The organism is Marinobacter sp. Hex_13 (genome assembly GCF_001566815.1).
In the GTDB taxonomy this organism is placed as follows: Bacteria; Pseudomonadota; Gammaproteobacteria; order Pseudomonadales; family Oleiphilaceae; genus Marinobacter; species Marinobacter salarius.
In genome coordinates this window covers 16,193-32,843 of record NZ_LSMM01000067.1, presented here as the reverse complement: position 1 = coordinate 32,843, position 16,651 = coordinate 16,193, and the positions used below count along the sequence as shown (strand labels likewise).

The 16,651-nt window shown below is 58.3% G+C and carries 16 protein-coding genes; 7 read left to right on the top strand and 9 right to left on the bottom strand.

Annotated features, from left to right (window positions below; genetic code table 11):
• Positions 1–414: 414 nt before the first annotated feature.
• The 6 genes from AXW11_RS16670 to AXW11_RS16645 all read right to left on the bottom strand — a co-directional run bounded on the left by AXW11_RS16670 (position 415) and on the right by AXW11_RS16645 (position 5,823).
• Complete coding sequence (locus AXW11_RS16670; protein WP_041332754.1) at positions 415–1,626, bottom strand: YbfB/YjiJ family MFS transporter; 1,212 nt, start codon at positions 1,624–1,626, stop codon at positions 415–417.
• A gap of 83 nt (positions 1,627–1,709) precedes the next feature.
• On the bottom strand, positions 1,710–2,378 hold the full coding sequence (locus AXW11_RS16665; protein WP_091643265.1) for an SCO family protein: 669 nt from the start codon (positions 2,376–2,378) through the stop codon (positions 1,710–1,712).
• 22 nt (positions 2,379–2,400) lie between these two features.
• The gene (gene cyoE / locus AXW11_RS16660) at positions 2,401–3,324 is read right to left on the bottom strand and encodes a heme o synthase (RefSeq protein ID WP_036207795.1); all 924 of its coding nucleotides are present in this window, start codon (positions 3,322–3,324) and stop codon (positions 2,401–2,403) included.
• Positions 3,321–4,427, bottom strand: a complete 1,107-nt coding sequence (locus AXW11_RS16655) for a COX15/CtaA family protein (RefSeq protein WP_041332753.1) — start codon at positions 4,425–4,427, stop codon at positions 3,321–3,323. The genes cyoE and AXW11_RS16655 overlap by 4 nt, the downstream gene beginning before the upstream one ends.
• Positions 4,428–4,451: 24 nt before the next feature.
• Complete coding sequence (locus AXW11_RS16650; RefSeq protein ID WP_052479383.1) at positions 4,452–5,096, bottom strand: redox-active disulfide-containing membrane protein; 645 nt, start codon at positions 5,094–5,096, stop codon at positions 4,452–4,454.
• Positions 5,083–5,823 carry an SURF1 family protein gene (locus AXW11_RS16645; RefSeq protein WP_041332752.1) on the bottom strand — a complete coding sequence of 247 codons (741 nt, stop codon included), beginning with the start codon at positions 5,821–5,823 and terminating at the stop codon, positions 5,083–5,085. Before AXW11_RS16645 ends, AXW11_RS16650 begins: the two co-directional genes overlap by 14 nt.
• A 50-nt stretch (positions 5,824–5,873) precedes the next feature.
• On the opposite strand from AXW11_RS16645, the gene AXW11_RS16640 reads away from it, so the two are divergent.
• Positions 5,874–6,077 carry a twin transmembrane helix small protein gene (locus AXW11_RS16640; protein ID WP_007152938.1) on the top strand — a complete coding sequence of 68 codons (204 nt, stop codon included), beginning with the start codon at positions 5,874–5,876 and terminating at the stop codon, positions 6,075–6,077.
• Positions 6,078–6,086: 9 nt separating this feature from the next.
• On the opposite strand, the gene AXW11_RS16635 is transcribed toward AXW11_RS16640, so the two are convergent.
• From AXW11_RS16635 to coxB, 3 genes are all read right to left on the bottom strand, one after another.
• Entirely contained in the window at positions 6,087–6,974 is an 888-nt protein-coding gene (locus AXW11_RS16635; RefSeq protein ID WP_041332750.1) for a cytochrome c oxidase subunit 3, read from the bottom strand.
• A 61-nt stretch (positions 6,975–7,035) separates the two neighbouring features.
• Positions 7,036–8,622, bottom strand: a complete 1,587-nt coding sequence (gene ctaD, locus AXW11_RS16630) for a cytochrome c oxidase subunit I (protein WP_091643261.1) — start codon at positions 8,620–8,622, stop codon at positions 7,036–7,038.
• Between the two features lie 102 nt (positions 8,623–8,724).
• A complete protein-coding gene (gene coxB, locus AXW11_RS16625; protein WP_041332748.1) occupies positions 8,725–9,849 on the bottom strand; it encodes a cytochrome c oxidase subunit II in 1,125 nt (374 codons plus the stop codon).
• Positions 9,850–10,112: 263 nt separating this feature from the next.
• Here coxB and AXW11_RS16620 point away from each other — a divergent pair, with 263 nt between their 5' ends.
• The 6 genes from AXW11_RS16620 (at position 10,113) to AXW11_RS16595 (ending at position 16,629) form a co-directional block, all read left to right on the top strand.
• Positions 10,113–11,384 (top strand): MATE family efflux transporter, encoded by a 1,272-nt coding sequence (locus AXW11_RS16620; RefSeq protein ID WP_228301409.1) that lies wholly within the window; start codon positions 10,113–10,115, stop codon positions 11,382–11,384.
• 201 nt (positions 11,385–11,585) lie between these two features.
• On the top strand, positions 11,586–12,233 hold the full coding sequence (locus AXW11_RS16615) for a hypothetical protein (protein WP_036207815.1): 648 nt from the start codon (positions 11,586–11,588) through the stop codon (positions 12,231–12,233).
• 22 nt (positions 12,234–12,255) lie between these two features.
• Positions 12,256–12,918, top strand: a complete 663-nt coding sequence (locus tag AXW11_RS16610; RefSeq protein ID WP_091643255.1) for a methylamine utilization protein — start codon at positions 12,256–12,258, stop codon at positions 12,916–12,918.
• Entirely contained in the window at positions 12,918–15,293 is a 2,376-nt protein-coding gene (locus tag AXW11_RS16605) for a putative bifunctional diguanylate cyclase/phosphodiesterase (protein WP_091643253.1), read from the top strand. Before AXW11_RS16610 ends, AXW11_RS16605 begins: the two co-directional genes overlap by 1 nt.
• Complete coding sequence (locus AXW11_RS16600; protein ID WP_091643250.1) at positions 15,290–16,171, top strand: DUF3034 family protein; 882 nt, start codon at positions 15,290–15,292, stop codon at positions 16,169–16,171. The genes AXW11_RS16605 and AXW11_RS16600 overlap by 4 nt, the downstream gene beginning before the upstream one ends.
• A gap of 17 nt (positions 16,172–16,188) precedes the next feature.
• Positions 16,189–16,629 carry a group I truncated hemoglobin gene (locus tag AXW11_RS16595; protein WP_036211834.1) on the top strand — a complete coding sequence of 147 codons (441 nt, stop codon included), beginning with the start codon at positions 16,189–16,191 and terminating at the stop codon, positions 16,627–16,629.
• The last annotated feature ends 22 nt before the right edge of the window (positions 16,630–16,651 follow it).

Below are 16,651 nucleotides of genomic sequence, written 5' to 3'. Positions count from 1 at the left end.
CCAAACGTCTCGGCTCCAACATCAGGATTTTCCGGCCCTCACGCCAGTCAGCATCCATCAGGGCCAGTGGCACCCTGGTGGTTTTACCGGCGCCCGGTGGGGCCTGTAGCAGGACGGTTGTTTCTGGGTCCAGGGTGGTTAGTAGGTCCGGGATGGTTTTGTTGATTGGGAGCATTGGTTTTGCTTTGGTTAGGACTGGTCGGGTTGGGGGAGGGGCGTGGGGGTATTTTATTTTTCAAATGAAAATGAACTCGCTTTGCTCGGACACCATTTTCTTTATTGAAAAATAAAATACCCCCACACCCTTAGGTAACTCCCGTAATTCTCCAAAGGGTACTATGGTCTAAACTTGTTTTGCGCGAAACGTTGATGCGCTTATCTCAACAGACGCGACAACTGCCACTCTCATGCCCCCTAACGATCAGTCCTGCCAGCCCCCCCAGGCAAAGGCACAAAAAACGCAAACACCGCTCCAAGAGCCAACGCCACCACCCCGATGCCAAAGGCCGTGGTCAGGGTGCCGCCGGCTTCCAGCCATTGCTTGGTGAGCCACGGGCCGGCCATCTGGGTGAAGCCGTAGACCGACACCATTGCCGCTGACAGTCGCGGCCCCTGGTGCGGATGCAGGGCCCGGCCGATGCGTTGGGTGAGCATCACCGTACCCACGAACGTGCTGCCCACCAGGGCGGCACAAACCGCCAGGCCCAAGGCACCAGGCAAGATCACTGCTGCCAGGACGCCGGCAAGCTGTACCACGAAATTCATGCGCAATGCAGGGAGATCGCCTATTTTTGCACCAAGATAGTTCCATATCGAGGGTGACAGGATCGTCGCCACAGCCGCCAGGAACCAGGCGCCATCCAGCAGCCAGTGGTCGGCCGGTAACTGGTCCTTGGCCAGCAATGGCAAGAACGTCATCGGCAGTATGTAACCGAGACCAGCCCCGGCATATGAGAGAAACAGGGGCACACTTGCCCGGTCAAACAAGGGCGATTTTCCCGGCGGGGTTTCGCCGTCGCTTTGCGCCCTCACCGGTACGCCCAGTCGGAGTAACCGCGCCGTGGCCCACCAGGCCAGGGGGATGGAAAGCACGACGGCAGGCCACCAGCGTTCAGTCCCCTCAAGCCAGTGGGCGCTGGAGCTGACCAGGCCACTTGATACCAAAAGGCCCAGGCCTACACCAATGTAGAGATGCCCACTCAGAGTGGCGCGGTTGCGCAGCACCAGCCATTCCAGGATCAACGCCGGAGCCTGGACAAAGACAACGCCGTTGGCGATGCCGTTAAACAGGCGGGCGGTGGACATGGCCCCAAGGTGGTCAGTCTGTGTCATCGCAAGGGTGGTCAACAGGTGAACCGCGAGGGACGCTGGCAGCAGCATGCGAATGTGGCTGATGGTGTGCCAGCGGATGGCCAGCAAGGCGCCAAGCAGGTAGCCAAGGTAGTTCCAAGTGGCCACCGCAGCACCCTGCCCGGCAGTGATCTGGCCATCGTCCACCAGATACGGCAATAGCGGCGTGTAGATGAAACGGCCCAGGCCGTGGGTGACCAGCAACAGAATGGCACCCGCTACCACGACCAGATAAAGATCCCGCGGCGGTGTGCAGGAAGGGTGGGAATTTGGCATCACAGAACCCCTGGGGAAAGCCGGTAGGCAGTCTAAGTCAGTGGGAGCAGGAAGTCAGCCGAGTCAAAGCGAGGAGCGCAGGGTCATGACTGGGACGCTCGCGGATGATTTTCCCGAGCCCACTCGTAGATCTCACGATAGGCCTCAACCAGGTCTTCCGGCTTGTGGGGAGGCTGAAGCACGGCGGTCATTTCGCCGTCCGGGTTGATCAGTGTGAAATGCCCGCTGTGTTCCACCAGCCGTTCGCCATCCACCTGACGTTGGGAGAAAACCGCGTTCATGCTTCTGGCGAGCTCTCTTAGTGTCTCAATGTCGCCAGTCAGGCCGTGAAAGTCGTCGCCGAAAAAGCCCACATAGTCTTTCAGTCTCTGGGGCGTATCGTGTTCCGGGTCGGCGGAAATCAACAGGAACTCCGGCTGCGGTAGCTCCTCCGGTAGCATTTTGTCGGTTTTGCGCAGGGTCGCCATGGCAGCGGGGCAGATGTCCGGGCAATTGGTATAACCAACGAAAGCAAACGTCCATTTGCCCTTCAGGCTGTCCCGGGTGACCGTTTCGCCCTGTTCGTTAAGCAGCTCGAACTCTGCAAGTTGACGACTGTTGTCGTACACGTAGGCGTTGATACTGCTGAGTTCCGGTGGGGGTGAAGGCTGGTCATTTCCGACCAGCAACACCTGCCGTCCAACCACCAGCCCGAAGATCAGCACGACAACCAACAGCAGCAGGATCAGCGTCAGGCGAATCGAACGGTCCATGAAATCTCCGGTAAATCAGCATTCAGAAAAACACAAAGTGGTCGACCAGCAACACCACAAACAGGGCCATCAGATAGGTGATGGAATATTTGAAGGTGTTGAGCGCAACACGACGGTCATCACCTCTGAGCAACCGTACGGCATACTGCAGGAAACGCAGGCCGAGGGCCAGTGCACCCACCAGATAGATAACGCCAGACATACCGGTGACAAACGGCAGCAGGCTGACAGCAAGCAGCATCAGGGTGTACAGGAGTATATGTAACTCTGTGTACTTGTTGCCATGGGTGACTGGCAGCATGGGAATACCGGCCTTGGCGTATTCTTCCTTGCGATGGATGGCCAGTGCCCAGAAATGCGGTGGCGTCCAGGCGAAGATGATCAGCACCAGCAACAGGGCGTGACCTTCCACTTGCCCGGTCACCGCTGTCCAGCCCAACAGTGGCGGCATCGCGCCGGCCAGGCCACCGATAACGATGTTCTGCGGGGTCATACGCTTGAGAAACAGGGTGTAGACGCCCGCATACCCCACCAGTGATGCCAGGGTCAGCCAGGCTGTCAGCGCATTCACCTGCCACACCAGGATAACCATGCCGGCAACCGCCAGCACGGTTGCGAACAGCAGTGCGTCCAGCGGCGAGATTTTCCCGGTGGCGACGGGCCGTTTGCGGGTACGGGCCATGACCGTGTCGATTTTCTGATCCACCACGTGATTGACCACGGCTGCCGCGCCCGCCAGCAGGGCGATGCCCAGGTTACCGTAGAGCATAACCTCCCAACCCGGCACGCCCGGTGTGGCCAGTAGCATGCCTATGACTGAGGTGAGGATCATCATCGCCACCACAGTGGGCTTGGTCAGCTCCAGAAAATCCCGCCAGGAAATGCCCGCGGCAGCGGACTCGTTGGTCGTTCCCTGCGCCGGCAGTGCCTTTACGTGCTCGCTCATGCCGTCACCTCTCGCTCGATTGTTGTTGTAGGTTCTATTTTTGCTGCCTCTGGCAGGGCCTGTTGATGAAATCGCCAGAGCAGATTGATCACTGCCAGCAAAAGCCCTGCGCCCATTGCGTTGTGCGCCACCGCCACTGACAGAGGTATATGAAACACGATGTTGGCCAGGCCCAGCGCAATCTGCGCAACCAGGGCCACGGCCACCAGCTGCACATGCCACGCCAGTGGTGTTCGCTTTGTCCTGCGCCACAGTAATGCCAGAAAAACCGTGAAGTACGCAAGCACTATCATCGCTCCCAGCCGGTGACTGACATGGATGGCGACACGACCGTCAGCCGTTAGCTGCCCGCCCAGGTAATTCGGCCCCACATGCTGGGTGACATCGAACCCATGCTGGAAGTCCATCTCAGCCGGCCACCATTCGCCCTGGCAGGTGGGCAGGTCAGTACAGGCCACAGCAGCGTAGTTGGCCGCTGTCCAGGCCCCCAGGGCAATTTGCATAACAACCAGCGCCAGACCACCGTATAGCCACGGCCGGAAACGGCGCAACCCGGGGGGCCGGCCTGCGCCGGGTGATTCCCCTTCAGGTTGCGGTCTACGGCGTAGGCGAAGCGTGAGCAGTGTCAGCAGGCTCAGGGTGGTAAAGCCCCCTAACAGGTGCAGGGCAACCACCTGCGGCCAGAGCTTCAGGGTCACTGTCCACATGCCGAAGGCGCCCTGGAGCAGAATGAAGGCAGCAATAAACAGTGGCAACCGAAGCGGCACGCCGTCACGACGATGACGGAACGCGTAGGCCGCCAGGCCAAACACCACCAGCCCCAGCGTGCCGGCGGCGTATCGGTGGATCATTTCAGGCCAGCCTTTTTCCACGTCGACGGGCGTGTCGGGAAAGCGCGCATTGGCGATGGCCATCCGCGACTCATCATGGGGCACCGTCAGAAACCCGTAACAACCGGGCCAGTCCGGACAGCCGAGGCCCGCGTCCACCAATCGGGTCCAGGCCCCAAGCATGATGACGACCACCGCTAGCAGGGTGGCCAGTAGCGACCAGCGCGCCATGAGGCGGGCCGGGCGGGAAAGACGGGGTTGGGTGGTGTTCAACGGGGCATCTCCGGTTACTGATGGTCAGCCGATCTGTGACAGCTTCAACAGGTGTTTCAGATCCTTCAGCATATCCTTTCCCGTGTGTTCGGTGCCGTAGTGCATGATCACGTTACCAAAGGGGTCCACCAGCAGAATCCGTGGCTGGTGCTCCGGGTTGATGCCGGACGGCCATTTCGGAGCGCGGCCCTCCAGGATACTCAGCCGTTCCATGGAGCTGTATTCGTCGCTCCAGCGAACCGAAAGATCGTCAGGGATAGTGCCGAGCCAGGCCGAACGATTTACCCGGTTAGCATTCTTGCCCAGGGCAATATTGACCTGGCGCGCCAGATACAGAAGCTCTTCACACTCCGAGGCGCATTGCTCGGAAACCACCACCATCATCCATTCGGCGTCGGGTTCGTCAGGGCCAAAGCGGTCGACAAGCGGGTTGCCGCTGGCTCCCTGAAGCTGCATTTGAGCCAGGGGCGCCGGCGGCTGGATCAGCTCGCCATTATTGCTATTGCCGGCAGGATTCAGCCAGCCGGTGTAGTACATGATAGTGGCAAAAATCATCGGACCGAAACCGATGGCAAACAGTAAAAGGGCGGTTCGCCTGCCGCGGCGTACCTGCTCCGGAGAGACGTTGTCGTCCGGGTCTTTCTGGTCCATGCGCTCAGCCGTTGTCATTGTGATTACGGACTCCTGTTTTGCGATAGCTCGCTACGACCGTCAATATAACCAGCGCGATGGCCAGTGAAAACCATTGCACGGCATATCCATAATGGGTTTGCGGCCCCATCCGGTCTGGAGCCCAGTCGGCGCGGTAGGCGCCAGGTTGCTCCGGCCCGGAAAGCCTGAGTACCAGGCTGGCAACACCACTCTCAATTTCCCGAGCCTGCCCGTGGGACAGCGACTGTGTTCGCTTCGGCCAGCCCGCTTTGTCAGATGGCACGGACTTGAGCACCGGGGGTTCCGGAAACTCACTCAACCGCCCCTTCACACTAAGCTCTCCGGACGGATAACTGACATCGGGCAGTTGATCACGTCGCCGGGGAGCTTGTACCCAACCGCGATTCACAACCACCGGGCGGCCCTGAACCGGGTGGAACAGGGTCAGTACCTCATAGCCCGGCGCGCCATCGCGTGTACGGTTATCGAGGAGCCAGGATACCTCGCTGTAACGGCCGGACAGTGTCACCGGTTGCCCGGCTTCGAGGCCGGCCGCCAGATGTTGCGACCAGCTCAGGTTTCCGGCCTGTTGCTGCCACTGTTCAAGCTGGGCCTGTTTCTCTCCTGCTCGCTCCAGCTGCCAGATCCCCAGGCCTAACAGTACCGGCAGAAAGAAGCCGGCGAACACCAACAGGCGCCAATCGAAGTGCCATTGGCGACGAGAACGATCGGTTGGATCAGACATGCTCTGCTATAGTGGGCTCTGGATCTACATTCCCGTTTACAGGATTTCCCATGCTGAAGATTCTCATTGTCGTACTCATGCTGGCCGTTCTGGTGAGCCTGTTCAGCGGTCTATTCTTCCTGATCCGGGATGGCGGGAAAACGAACCGTGTCCTGAATTCCCTGGCGTTGCGGGTCGCCCTCAGCGTACTGCTGCTGGCAGTCATTCTGATTTCAGTATGGCAAGGGGGCCTGACCCTGAATCCGACCCCCTGACGCGCGTCGTCAGAGCACGTAAACGAAGACGAACAGCCCGAGCCAGACCACATCCACGAAGTGCCAATACCACGCCGACGCCTCGAACCCGAAGTGGTAATCACCTGTGAAATGGCCTTTGTGTATGCGGATCAACATGATCGTTAGCATCAGGGTACCCAGTATCACGTGGGCGCCGTGAAACCCGGTCAGCATGAAGAAGGTGCTGCCATAAATGCCGGACTGCAGGGTCAGATTCAGATCCTGATAGGCGTGAGCGTATTCATAGCCCTGGACAAACACAAAGATCAGCGCCAGCGCAATGGTAGCGCTCAGCCAGAGTTTGACCTTCTTGCGGTTGTCTTCCTTGAGGGCATGGTGCGCAACCGTAACCGTAAAGGACGACGTCACCAGCAGAATGGTGTTGATCAGTGGCAAACCCCAGGGGCCGATAATGCCTTCCGGTGCCGGGTAAGCGTCGGGGTCAGGATTGTTGATCAGCGGCCATGTCGCCTGGAAACCTTCCCAGAGGATATTGGAGCTGCCGCGGTCGCCTTCGCCGCCAAGCCAGGGCACCGCGAACATCCGGGTGTAGAATAGGGCACCGAAGAAAGCCGCGAAGAACATGACCTCGGAAAAAATGAACCAGCTCATACCCCAACGGAAGGAACGATCCATCTGTGGGCTGTACAGGCCTGACCGGCTTTCCTTGATGACGGTCCCGAACCATCCAAACAGCATGTAGGCCATGATCAGGGAACCGATCAAGAACATCACCCAGGAGCCGGTGGTGCTCTCACCCTGCTGGCCGTTCACCATAATGGCCGCCGCGCCGTAGAGGGTAACCCCCAGCCCGACGGTGGCGACAATCGGCCACTTGCTCTGTTCCGGAACGTAGTACGTCTGGTTTTCCGCCATGACAATCTCCGATGGCTTATCCGTTATCGTTTGTTGTTGTGGGCGCCAGTCAGCCTCTGTTTCACTTCACTTCCGGCGGCGTGGCAAAGGTGTGGTAGGGCGCCGGAGAGGGCACTGTCCACTCAAGGCCTTCGGCACCGTCCCACGGCTGGGCAGAGGCCTTTTCACCGCCTTTGACGCACTTGATCACAATCACCAGGAACAGGATCTGACTGGCACCAAACATGAATGCGCCAATGCTGGACACCATGTTGAAGTCGGCAAACTGCAGCGCGTAATCCGGAATACGCCGCGGCATACCCGCCAAACCGAGGAAGTGCATCGGGAAAAAGGCCAGGTTCATACCGATGAACGACAGCCAGAAATGCGTCTTGCCCAGGGTTTCGTCGTACATATGGCCAGTCCACTTGGGCAGCCAGAAATACGCCGAGGCAAAGATGCCGAAGATGGCGCCCGGTACCAGTACGTAGTGGAAGTGTGCTACCACGAAGTAGGTATCGTGATACTGGAAGTCAGCCGGTGCAATGGCCAGCATCAGGCCGGAGAAACCGCCGATGGTAAACAGGATGACGAAGGCGACCGCAAACAGCATCGGCGCCTCGAAGGTCAGTGACCCCCGGAACATGGTCGCCACCCAGTTGAACACCTTCACGCCCGTGGGCACGGCAATCAGCATGGTCGCATACATGAAGAACAGCTGACCGGCGATGGGAATGCCAACAGTGAACATATGGTGAGCCCAGACCACAAACGACAGCAGGGCGATGGCGCCCACCGCATATACCATGGAGGCGTAGCCAAACAACGGCTTGCGGGAGAACGCCGGAATAATGTGGGACACCGCCCCGAACGCAGGCAGGATCATGATGTAGACCTCGGGGTGCCCGAAGAACCAGAACACATGCTGGAACAGTACCGGGTCGCCACCGCCGGAGGCATCAAAGAAGCTGGTGCCGAAGTTGATGTCCATCAGCATCATGGTGACGACGCCGGCCAGCACCGGCATAACGGCAATCAACAGGAACGCCGTAATCAGCCAGGTCCAGACGAACAGGGGCATCTTCATCAGCGTCATGCCTGGTGCCCGCATGTTCAGGATAGTGGCGATTACGTTAATCGCGCCCATGATCGACGACACACCCATGATGTGAACGGCGAAGATAAAGAACGTGGTGCTCGGTGGGCCATAGGTCGTCGACAATGGCGCGTAGAAGGTCCAGCCAAAGTTGGGCGCCCCCCCTTCCATAAACAGCGTGGACACCAGAATCAGGAACGCGCAGGGCAGCAGCCAGAAGCTCCAGTTGTTCATTCGCGGCAGCGCCATGTCAGGGGCACCCACCATCAATGGAATCATCCAGTTCGCCAAGCCCACAAAGGCCGGCATCACCGCACCAAACACCATGATAAGACCGTGCATGGTGGTCATCTGGTTAAAGAATTCCGGCTCAACAATCTGCAGGCCCGGCTGGAACAGTTCCGCCCGGATCACCATGGCCATGGTTCCGCCGAGCAGGAACATCGCAAAACTGAATATCAGGTACATGGTCCCGATATCTTTGTGGTTGGTCGTCAGCAGCCACCGAGAAAAGCCCTTTGCGGGGCCGTGGTGATGATCGTCCTGGGCGTGGGTATCTGCAACCGCACTCATGAAAAACCCCCGTTACCGCCGTATATTCAGGCTGGTGATGTCATTAATCTGGCGTCATTGGATAGGGTGGACTGGAGCCTTCGCTCCAACCCACCCGGTTCATCATTCCTGATTCTTGTACTCAAAGACTTCTTTTGGCGTCACCATTTCACCGGTGTCATTACCCCAGGCATTCCGCTCGTAGGTGATGACCGCAGCGAGGTCGACTTCGCTCAGCTGACCGCCAAACGCCTGCATGGCGGTGCCGGAAACGCCGTTTACAACAATATCCATATGCGCCTGCATGTCTTCGGTCACGACTGTACTGCCCTTCAGAGCCGGGAATGCTGGCGGCGCACCGCTACCATCCGCCTGGTGGCAGGCAGCACACGCGCTGGCATAGGCTTTTTCGCCACGTGCCATCAGCTCTTCCAGGGTCCAGTCTTTCTCGGTCAGCTCACGCTCACGCTGGGCCGCCTCCTTCTGCTCAGCCACCCAGGCATCGTATTCGTCCTGAGGCACCGCCTTGACCACCACAGGCATGAAACCGTGTTTTACGCCACACAGTTCGGTGCATTGACCACGATAGATACCGGGCTCGTCGACCCTGGTCCAGGTTTCGTTCACAAAGCCGGGGATGGCGTCCTTCTTCACGCCGAAGGCAGGCACCCACCAGGAGTGGATAACATCATTGGCGGTGACCAACAGGCGGATTTTCGCCCCAACAGGCACTACCATCGGGTTGTCTACTTCCAGCAGGTAGTTCTCGGTTTTCTCGGTGCGGTTGTAGATTTCGTCATCGCTGGTGGTGATATTGGAAAAGTATCCAAAATCATCCTCTATGTAGTCGTATTTCCAGCGCCACTGATAGCCGGTGACCTTGATGTCTACGTCAGCTTCGCTGGTGTCGTACATGTCCACAAGCGTTGCAGTGGCAGGAATCGCCATTACCACAAGAATCACGAGGGGTATGATGGTCCAGAGAATCTCGACCAGGGTATTCTCGTGAAAGTTTGCCGGTTTCCGGCCCGGGGACTTGCGATGGGCGAAGATGGACCAGAACATGACCCCAAACACCACGATGCCGATGACAACGCAGATCCAGAGGATCGTCATGTGAAGGCTGAAGATTTCATTACTGGTACCGGTGACCCCGGGACTCATGTTCAGCGTCCAGTCCGCCATGGACAACGCTGGCGTCATAAGCCCGCCCAAGAGGACACCTGCCCGCTTAGCGTGCACGCGCATAATACTGTGTCTCCACAGAGTGTTATTCTTGTCGGATTTTGCGTCCAATCCCCCTGTTTCAGACAGTGCTCGCACACACGATCCAAGCCAGGGTGGAAGTCTGCTATGGATAATACACAACCCAGTATAGACACAGATCAAAAAAATGCGAAAGTCCATCCACCCATAAATATGCCAAAGAAGGAAGGTCGCTCATTCCCATAGAATCCGCTCCGCAACTCGCCACCACCGATCGCAGGCTCTGGGCGCTGGCCTGGCCACTGATGCTCACCAATCTCACTGTGCCGCTGCTGGGGCTTGTGGATACGGCCGTGCTGGGACACCTCGATACACCGGAATATCTGGGGGCTGTCGCGGTGGGCGCAAACCTGTTCAGCATCCTCTACTGGACCTTTGGCTTTATGCGCATGGGCACGACGGGGCTGGCTGCCCAGGCCTGGGGCAAACGCGATGAATTTGCGCAGATTGCCCTGCTGCTACGCTCCGTGTTGCTGGCGATCGGTATCGGCCTGTTGCTGATTCTGTTCCATCAGCCATTGATCAAACTGGGCCTGACACTGATGAACCCCAGTGAACGTGTTGCGGTGCTGGCAGCAGAGTACGCCAGCATCCGTATCTGGAGCGCGCCGGCCGTCCTCTGCCAATACACGCTGGTGGGCTGGCTGATAGGCACCCAGTACGCGCGGGGGCCCATGGTCATGCTGATTGTGGCCAACGGGCTCAACATTGTTCTCGATGTGCTCTTTGTGACCGGTTTTGGCTGGAACAGCCGGGGTGTTGCCATGGCCACCGTCATGGCAGAGTACTCGGCAGCCGCCATCGGGTTTTACATGGTGCTGAAACGCATGCCGGACGGCCAGGGGTTTGAGCGGGCGCTGTTCGGGCAGCTGCGGGACTACCTCAGAATATTACAGGTCAACCGGTACATCATGGTGCGCACCATTGCCCTGCTTCTGGTGCTGGCCTTCTTCACCGCACAGGGTGCGCGACAGGGCGACACCATACTGGCCGCCAACGCGGTGCTGATTACCTTTCTACTGATCATTTCCAACGGCCTTGACGGCTTTGCCAATGCCGCCGAGGCACTGATTGGTGAAGCGGTGGGAAGAAACAATCGGCGCCAGTTCAAAAACGTCTTTCGGGTGGCATTCCGGTGGTCATTGTGGGGTTCCGTGCTGTTTACCGTCGCCTTTGTTCTTGGCGGGCGCTTCCTCATCGGCTTGCTGACCGGTATCGAGGAAGTGCGCGCAACCGCCTGGGACTATCTGCCCTGGCTGTGGATGCTGCCGCTGGCCTCGGTGTGGGGATTCCTTCTGGATGGCGTGTTTATCGGCGCAACCCGCACACGGGACATGCAGAACACCATGCTGTTTTCGGCGCTGGTGGTCTTCCTCCCGGTCTGGTGGCTGACGACCGGGTGGGGTAATCATGGACTGTGGTTCTCGCTGATCTGCCTGATGCTGGCACGGGCAATTTCCATGGGTTGGCTGTTTCTGAGCCATTCGCGGCACGATCGCTGGTTTTCAGAACAGTGAAGAAGCTTGAAGCCAATCCATGGACAACACGTTCAGGTTTAATGCACACACCACAGCAGCCTGTTAAATCTCGTCTACACTTGTGAGAAAAGGCAGGCATGTTGCGGTAGCCAGCCGCTTCCCCATGCCCCTGACGATCCCATGCGTATAACGGGAGGCGCCTTGCGACCCCATTCCGTTCAGAGACCGGCATCTCCTGAAATGACACCAAAGGTAGTTCTCGACATCATTGATCAGGCCCGACGGCAGGAAGCCCGTTCCGGCACCTTTCTCAAGCAGATGCGGGAAAGGGCGTCGTCGCTGCCTGCCACCATCACCATTGACGGTTACCAACCGGCGACCTGCCTGTTCCAGTTTGCCATTGAGTACATCGAAATGGCGCCACGACTGATTGAGTGCGTGGAAGCCTGTGCGAGAGAAGCCGGCAAGGCCGAGTTGTTTGCGCCTTTTGTAGAGGCTGCCATCGGTTATTTTACTCAACCGTCGGTTCTTCTGGTACGTTATGATGGCCTTGACGGGCTTCTGATACGAGCCTATCTCTGCCACCGCCTGATGGAGGAAATGTACGAGAACAACCGCTCCACCCGCGCCAGCGAACTGGTCGACGTGGAGGCAACACGGGCAAATCTGCTGGCGCATCAGTTGATCGGCGAACCGTTCGCCAACGAACTGGACCAGTCCATCACCGTCACCGTGTTGCAGATTGCCGGCTCACCGGACTATTACGAACTGAACCTGGACCCGTTCGTAGAACAGACAAGGAACGTTGCATGGGACTGGATGAGACACTATTGGGAAAACCTGCTGGTCCGTAACCACATACGCTTGTCGTTAGGAGCGGGTCTTTAGAAAATACGGATGAACAACATTGATGTACAAGCTGACCGTAACCCTGTTTCTGTTGCTTGCAGGCTCTCTCTGCAACGGCGCCGAGACCAACACCGTACCTCTTCAACTGACCGATAACCTGTCAGGAAAGCCGGTCGCCAATGCCGTAGTGATTCTGGAAAACGGCCTCTCGGAATCCCCCGTAGAAGCTGAGATTGTCCAAAAAAATCGCAACTTTCACCCCCATACGTTGATCATACCCAAGAATTCCAGAGTGGATTTTCCCAACCAGGACAACACTCAGCACCACGTCTACTCATTCTCACCCGCCAAGGCATTCAACATTGAGCTATACGCCGGACGTCCGACGGAACCGGTTGTCTTCGACAAGACCGGTGTGGTGGAAATTGGCTGCAACATCCATGATCACATGCAGGCCTTTATTCTGGTCACCGACAGTGCACCCTCAGGCCGAACGGATGAACAGGGCCGATTGACGGTTGAGATTCCGCCGTCGGCAGACGATGGGTCCGGTAAGATTGAGCTCCAGGTATGGCACCCCCGATTGACAGACAACACCCGTATGGCCCGATTCACCGTTGAGCAACCCTATCCCGAATCACTCGAACTGTCGGTGAAATTGTCCCCGGAACCCGCGAGTGATGACAGGCTGGATGGCCTGCAAGAACGTTTCCGGGAGCTTTGATGGCGGTCGCTAGCCGAATAGGGTTTCGTGGACGTTTAGTCACCGTCATGGTCACCATGGTGGCCATCGTCAGCCTGAGCATCGGTGCACTGCTAATGCTTTACCTGTTCGAGGATGAGAAAGTACGTGCACTTGAGCAACTGAGTCTCGGTGAACGAGTTGCAGAGGAAGTGCTTGAGCGCCGCACCAGCCTGATCCTTTCCCGGCTGGACGTTGTGGTCCGCGATTTCGGCTTTCGCTCTGCCGTCGCCAGCGGAGATCGCGCCACCACGGACAGCGCACTGACCAATCAGGCCCGAAGGGTGAATGCCGATTTTGCCGTCTTGCTTGGCAGCGACGGACATATTCTCGCCGACACCGATGGACTGCCCGATGCGTTTGCCAATAGCCCGCTGGTTACAGAAATGCTCTCCAAGGCGCGACAAACAGGTTTTGCCAGCCAGATGAGCGTCTTCGGTGCGGACGGCTTTGAACTGCTCACCATTCCGGTGGAAGCACCTGGATTAAGGGCATGGCTGATTGCCGGTTTTAACCTCAACAATGATCTTACCGACATTATCGGTCGACTAAGCGGAACCGAGGTGTTGTTCAGGGCCTCCTCTGGTGAGGAGGGTAGTTATCAGATTCTTACCGACCCGGGTTCCATCAACGCATCGAGGCTGGATGAACTGAACAATGCCATGGCCAGGACGTCCGGCGAGGACCAGTTTCTTGAGAGTACACATTACTTCACCCGCATCATAAGCCTGAGCGGGGACGAAACGCCGGCCCTGCAGCTGCTGCTCTTAATCAACCGTGAGGCCCGTCTCAGCAACTACTATGAGCGTGCTGTGGAAATTCTTACGCTGGTCAGTGCCGTTCTGGTGCTGGCTGCCCTGATTGCGCTCATTATCGCTCGCAACATGGGGCAACCAGTCCTGCAACTGGCGGACTATGCCAAGGCCATCGGCGATGGCCACACGCCCGCACCTCCCCGTATCCGCGCCGGCGGTGAACTGGCCGAATTACGCAGGGCGCTCGGCGACATGCTGAGCAAACTGCGGGACCGCGAGGAGCAGATACACTACGCCGCCAGCCACGATGAAATTACCGGGCTACCCAATCGAAACGCCTTCCTGTCGCGCCTGCGGGAGCAATTCGACAACCACCGCCCCTGCAGCCTGATGGGCCTGCGCCTCAATGATATTTCTGACGTCAATGACACTCTGGGCCTCGAGTTCGGGGACAAGGTTTTACAGGCGGTGTCGGCCAGGTTGGAGGAAGCACTGCCCGGCAGCTCAGCACTGGCAAGGACCGGAGGCGCCGAATTCCTGATGATGACTGGTCTCCAGCCGCAATCCGAGCTCGATAAACTTGCCACCAGGATCAGCGAAATCGTGGAATCGCCGTTGTTCATCGACAACACTCCGTTCTCCCTTCGCTGCACCATGGTTACGCTGCAGCTACCCCAGGACGCCATCGATACCGACCAGGTTCGCAGGCGCCTGAACCTCACGTTCGAACAGGCACACAAAAGCCGGCTGCCCGTAACCCATTATCAGCCAGGACAGGATGAGAACCACCTGAGGGAACTTCAGCTGATCTCTGATCTGCACCACGCCATTGCCAGCAACGGCTTGCATATGAACTACCAGCCCAAACTTGATATGGCGTCTGCCGGCTTTCATCAGGCCGAAGCACTGGTGCGCTGGATTCACCCGGACCTGGGGTTCATCTCACCGGAAGAGTTCATTTTCCTGGCGGAGCAATCCGGCCAGATCACCGACCTGACCCGACACATTCTCCGCCGTGTTGCCAACGATGCAAGCAAGTGGCACGCCGCGGGCCTGAATATTGGTGTTGCCATCAACCTGTCGGCGCTCGACCTCACCCGCCCGGAACTCGCCAGGGAAGTTGCCGAGGCGTTTTCCCAATGGCAGTTACCCATGTCCAGTATCACCCTGGAGGTAACCGAGAGCGCCCTGATGGAGGAACCCGAAACGGCCTTTGAAACCCTGCGGCGCTTACGCCAACTCGGTGTCACACTGTCGGTGGACGACTTTGGCACAGGCTATTCCTCGCTGTCGCAATTGCGCAATCTGCCGGTGCAGGAACTCAAGATCGACAAATCCTTCGTCCTGCGCCTGAATACCGAACCCCAGGACCAGCTCATCGTGCGCTCCACCATTGATATGGCCCATGGCCTGGGGTTGCGGGTTGTGGCGGAAGGGATCGAAAACGCCGAAAGCTGGTCGCTGCTGCGGGACTGGGGCTGTGAGATCGGGCAGGGGTTCTTCCTCAGTCGTCCCGTCGCCGCTGGCGACCTGCAGGAGACAGAACAGTCGCTGACGAATCGTCAGCAGGAACTCAGATACGCAGGAGAAACCACGTCATGACACGCTTGGCCAGGGCACTAGGCACCGGCTTGCTGGTATTAACGGCATCGGCGAACCTGTTCGCAGACACGGGCAGCAGACTCTGGGCCACCGGTGGGGTAACGTCCATCGGGGGTGCCGCCGGGGGCGGTCTGTCACCCTGGGCCCTGCTTGGCGGTTATGCCAGCGATGAAGAGTGGGGGGGCACGCTGACCCTGTCCCGCTCCGAAACCGACGACTATACCCTGTCGGTGGTCGGGACAGGCGTCACCTGGAACAATCGTGTTGAGCTCACGCTGGCACGCCAGACTCTGGACCTGGATAGCCTGGTGTTCACCCTGAAAAACGGCTTTGGCCTTGAAGAGGACGAACTGGTACAGGACGTTTTCGGGCTCAAAGTGAGACTCGCCGGCGACGCCCTCTACAGCCCCTGGGGGCAATGGTCAGCCGGGCTTCTGCACAAACGCAACCGCGAGTTTACCGTACCCGACGCCATCGGCGCCAAAGATGACAGCGGCACCGATATCTACGTCGGAGGCAGCAAACTCTTCTTCGCGGCGGTGATGGATCGCAATCTGCTGGTCAATGCCACCGTTCGCGGGACCAAGGCCAACCAGGGCGGCCTCCTGGGTTTCGGTGGCGACCGTAACGACAGCTACGAGGCGATGTTTGAAGGCAGTGTCGGGTTGTTTGTGACCCGCCAGTGGCTGGTGGGTACCGAATACCGCCAGAAACCGGACAACCTGGGTTTCGCCACCGAGGACGACTGGTGGGATGTTTTCGTAGCCTGGGTACCCGACCGTCGCTTGTCGGTCACGGCCGCCCTGGTCAATCTTGGTGACGTTGCCACTCTGGAAGACCAGCGCGGTGCCTACCTGTCACTGCAGGCCAGTTTCTGAAAGCCCGGGAGGATACTATGAAACATTCCGTCATCATCATGGTTCTGCTGCCCCTGCTGGTCCTCTCCGGTTGCCAGTCCATGGTTGAATCCAGTCAACAGAATACTTCTCTCTATCAGCAGCTTGGGGAGCGTTCCGGCATTGCCGATATCGTCGAAGACCTGCTCTACCGGATTGTCGAAGACGAGCGTATCAACGATCAGTTTCGTGGCATTGACGTGCGCCAGTTCCACACCAACCTGACGGACCAACTCTGCGAACTCAGTGGTGGGCCGTGCACCTATTCCGGGCGCGGAATGCGCGAAAGCCACGCCGATATGAACGTGACGGACACCCAATTCAATGCCCTGGCTGAGAACCTCATCCTGGCCATGGAAGAGAACGGCATACCCACGGGTGCGCAGAACCAACTGATCAAAAAACTGGTGCCGCTGTACCCCCAGATCCGCAACCTTTGATTTGAGCCGGGCCACAAACCGG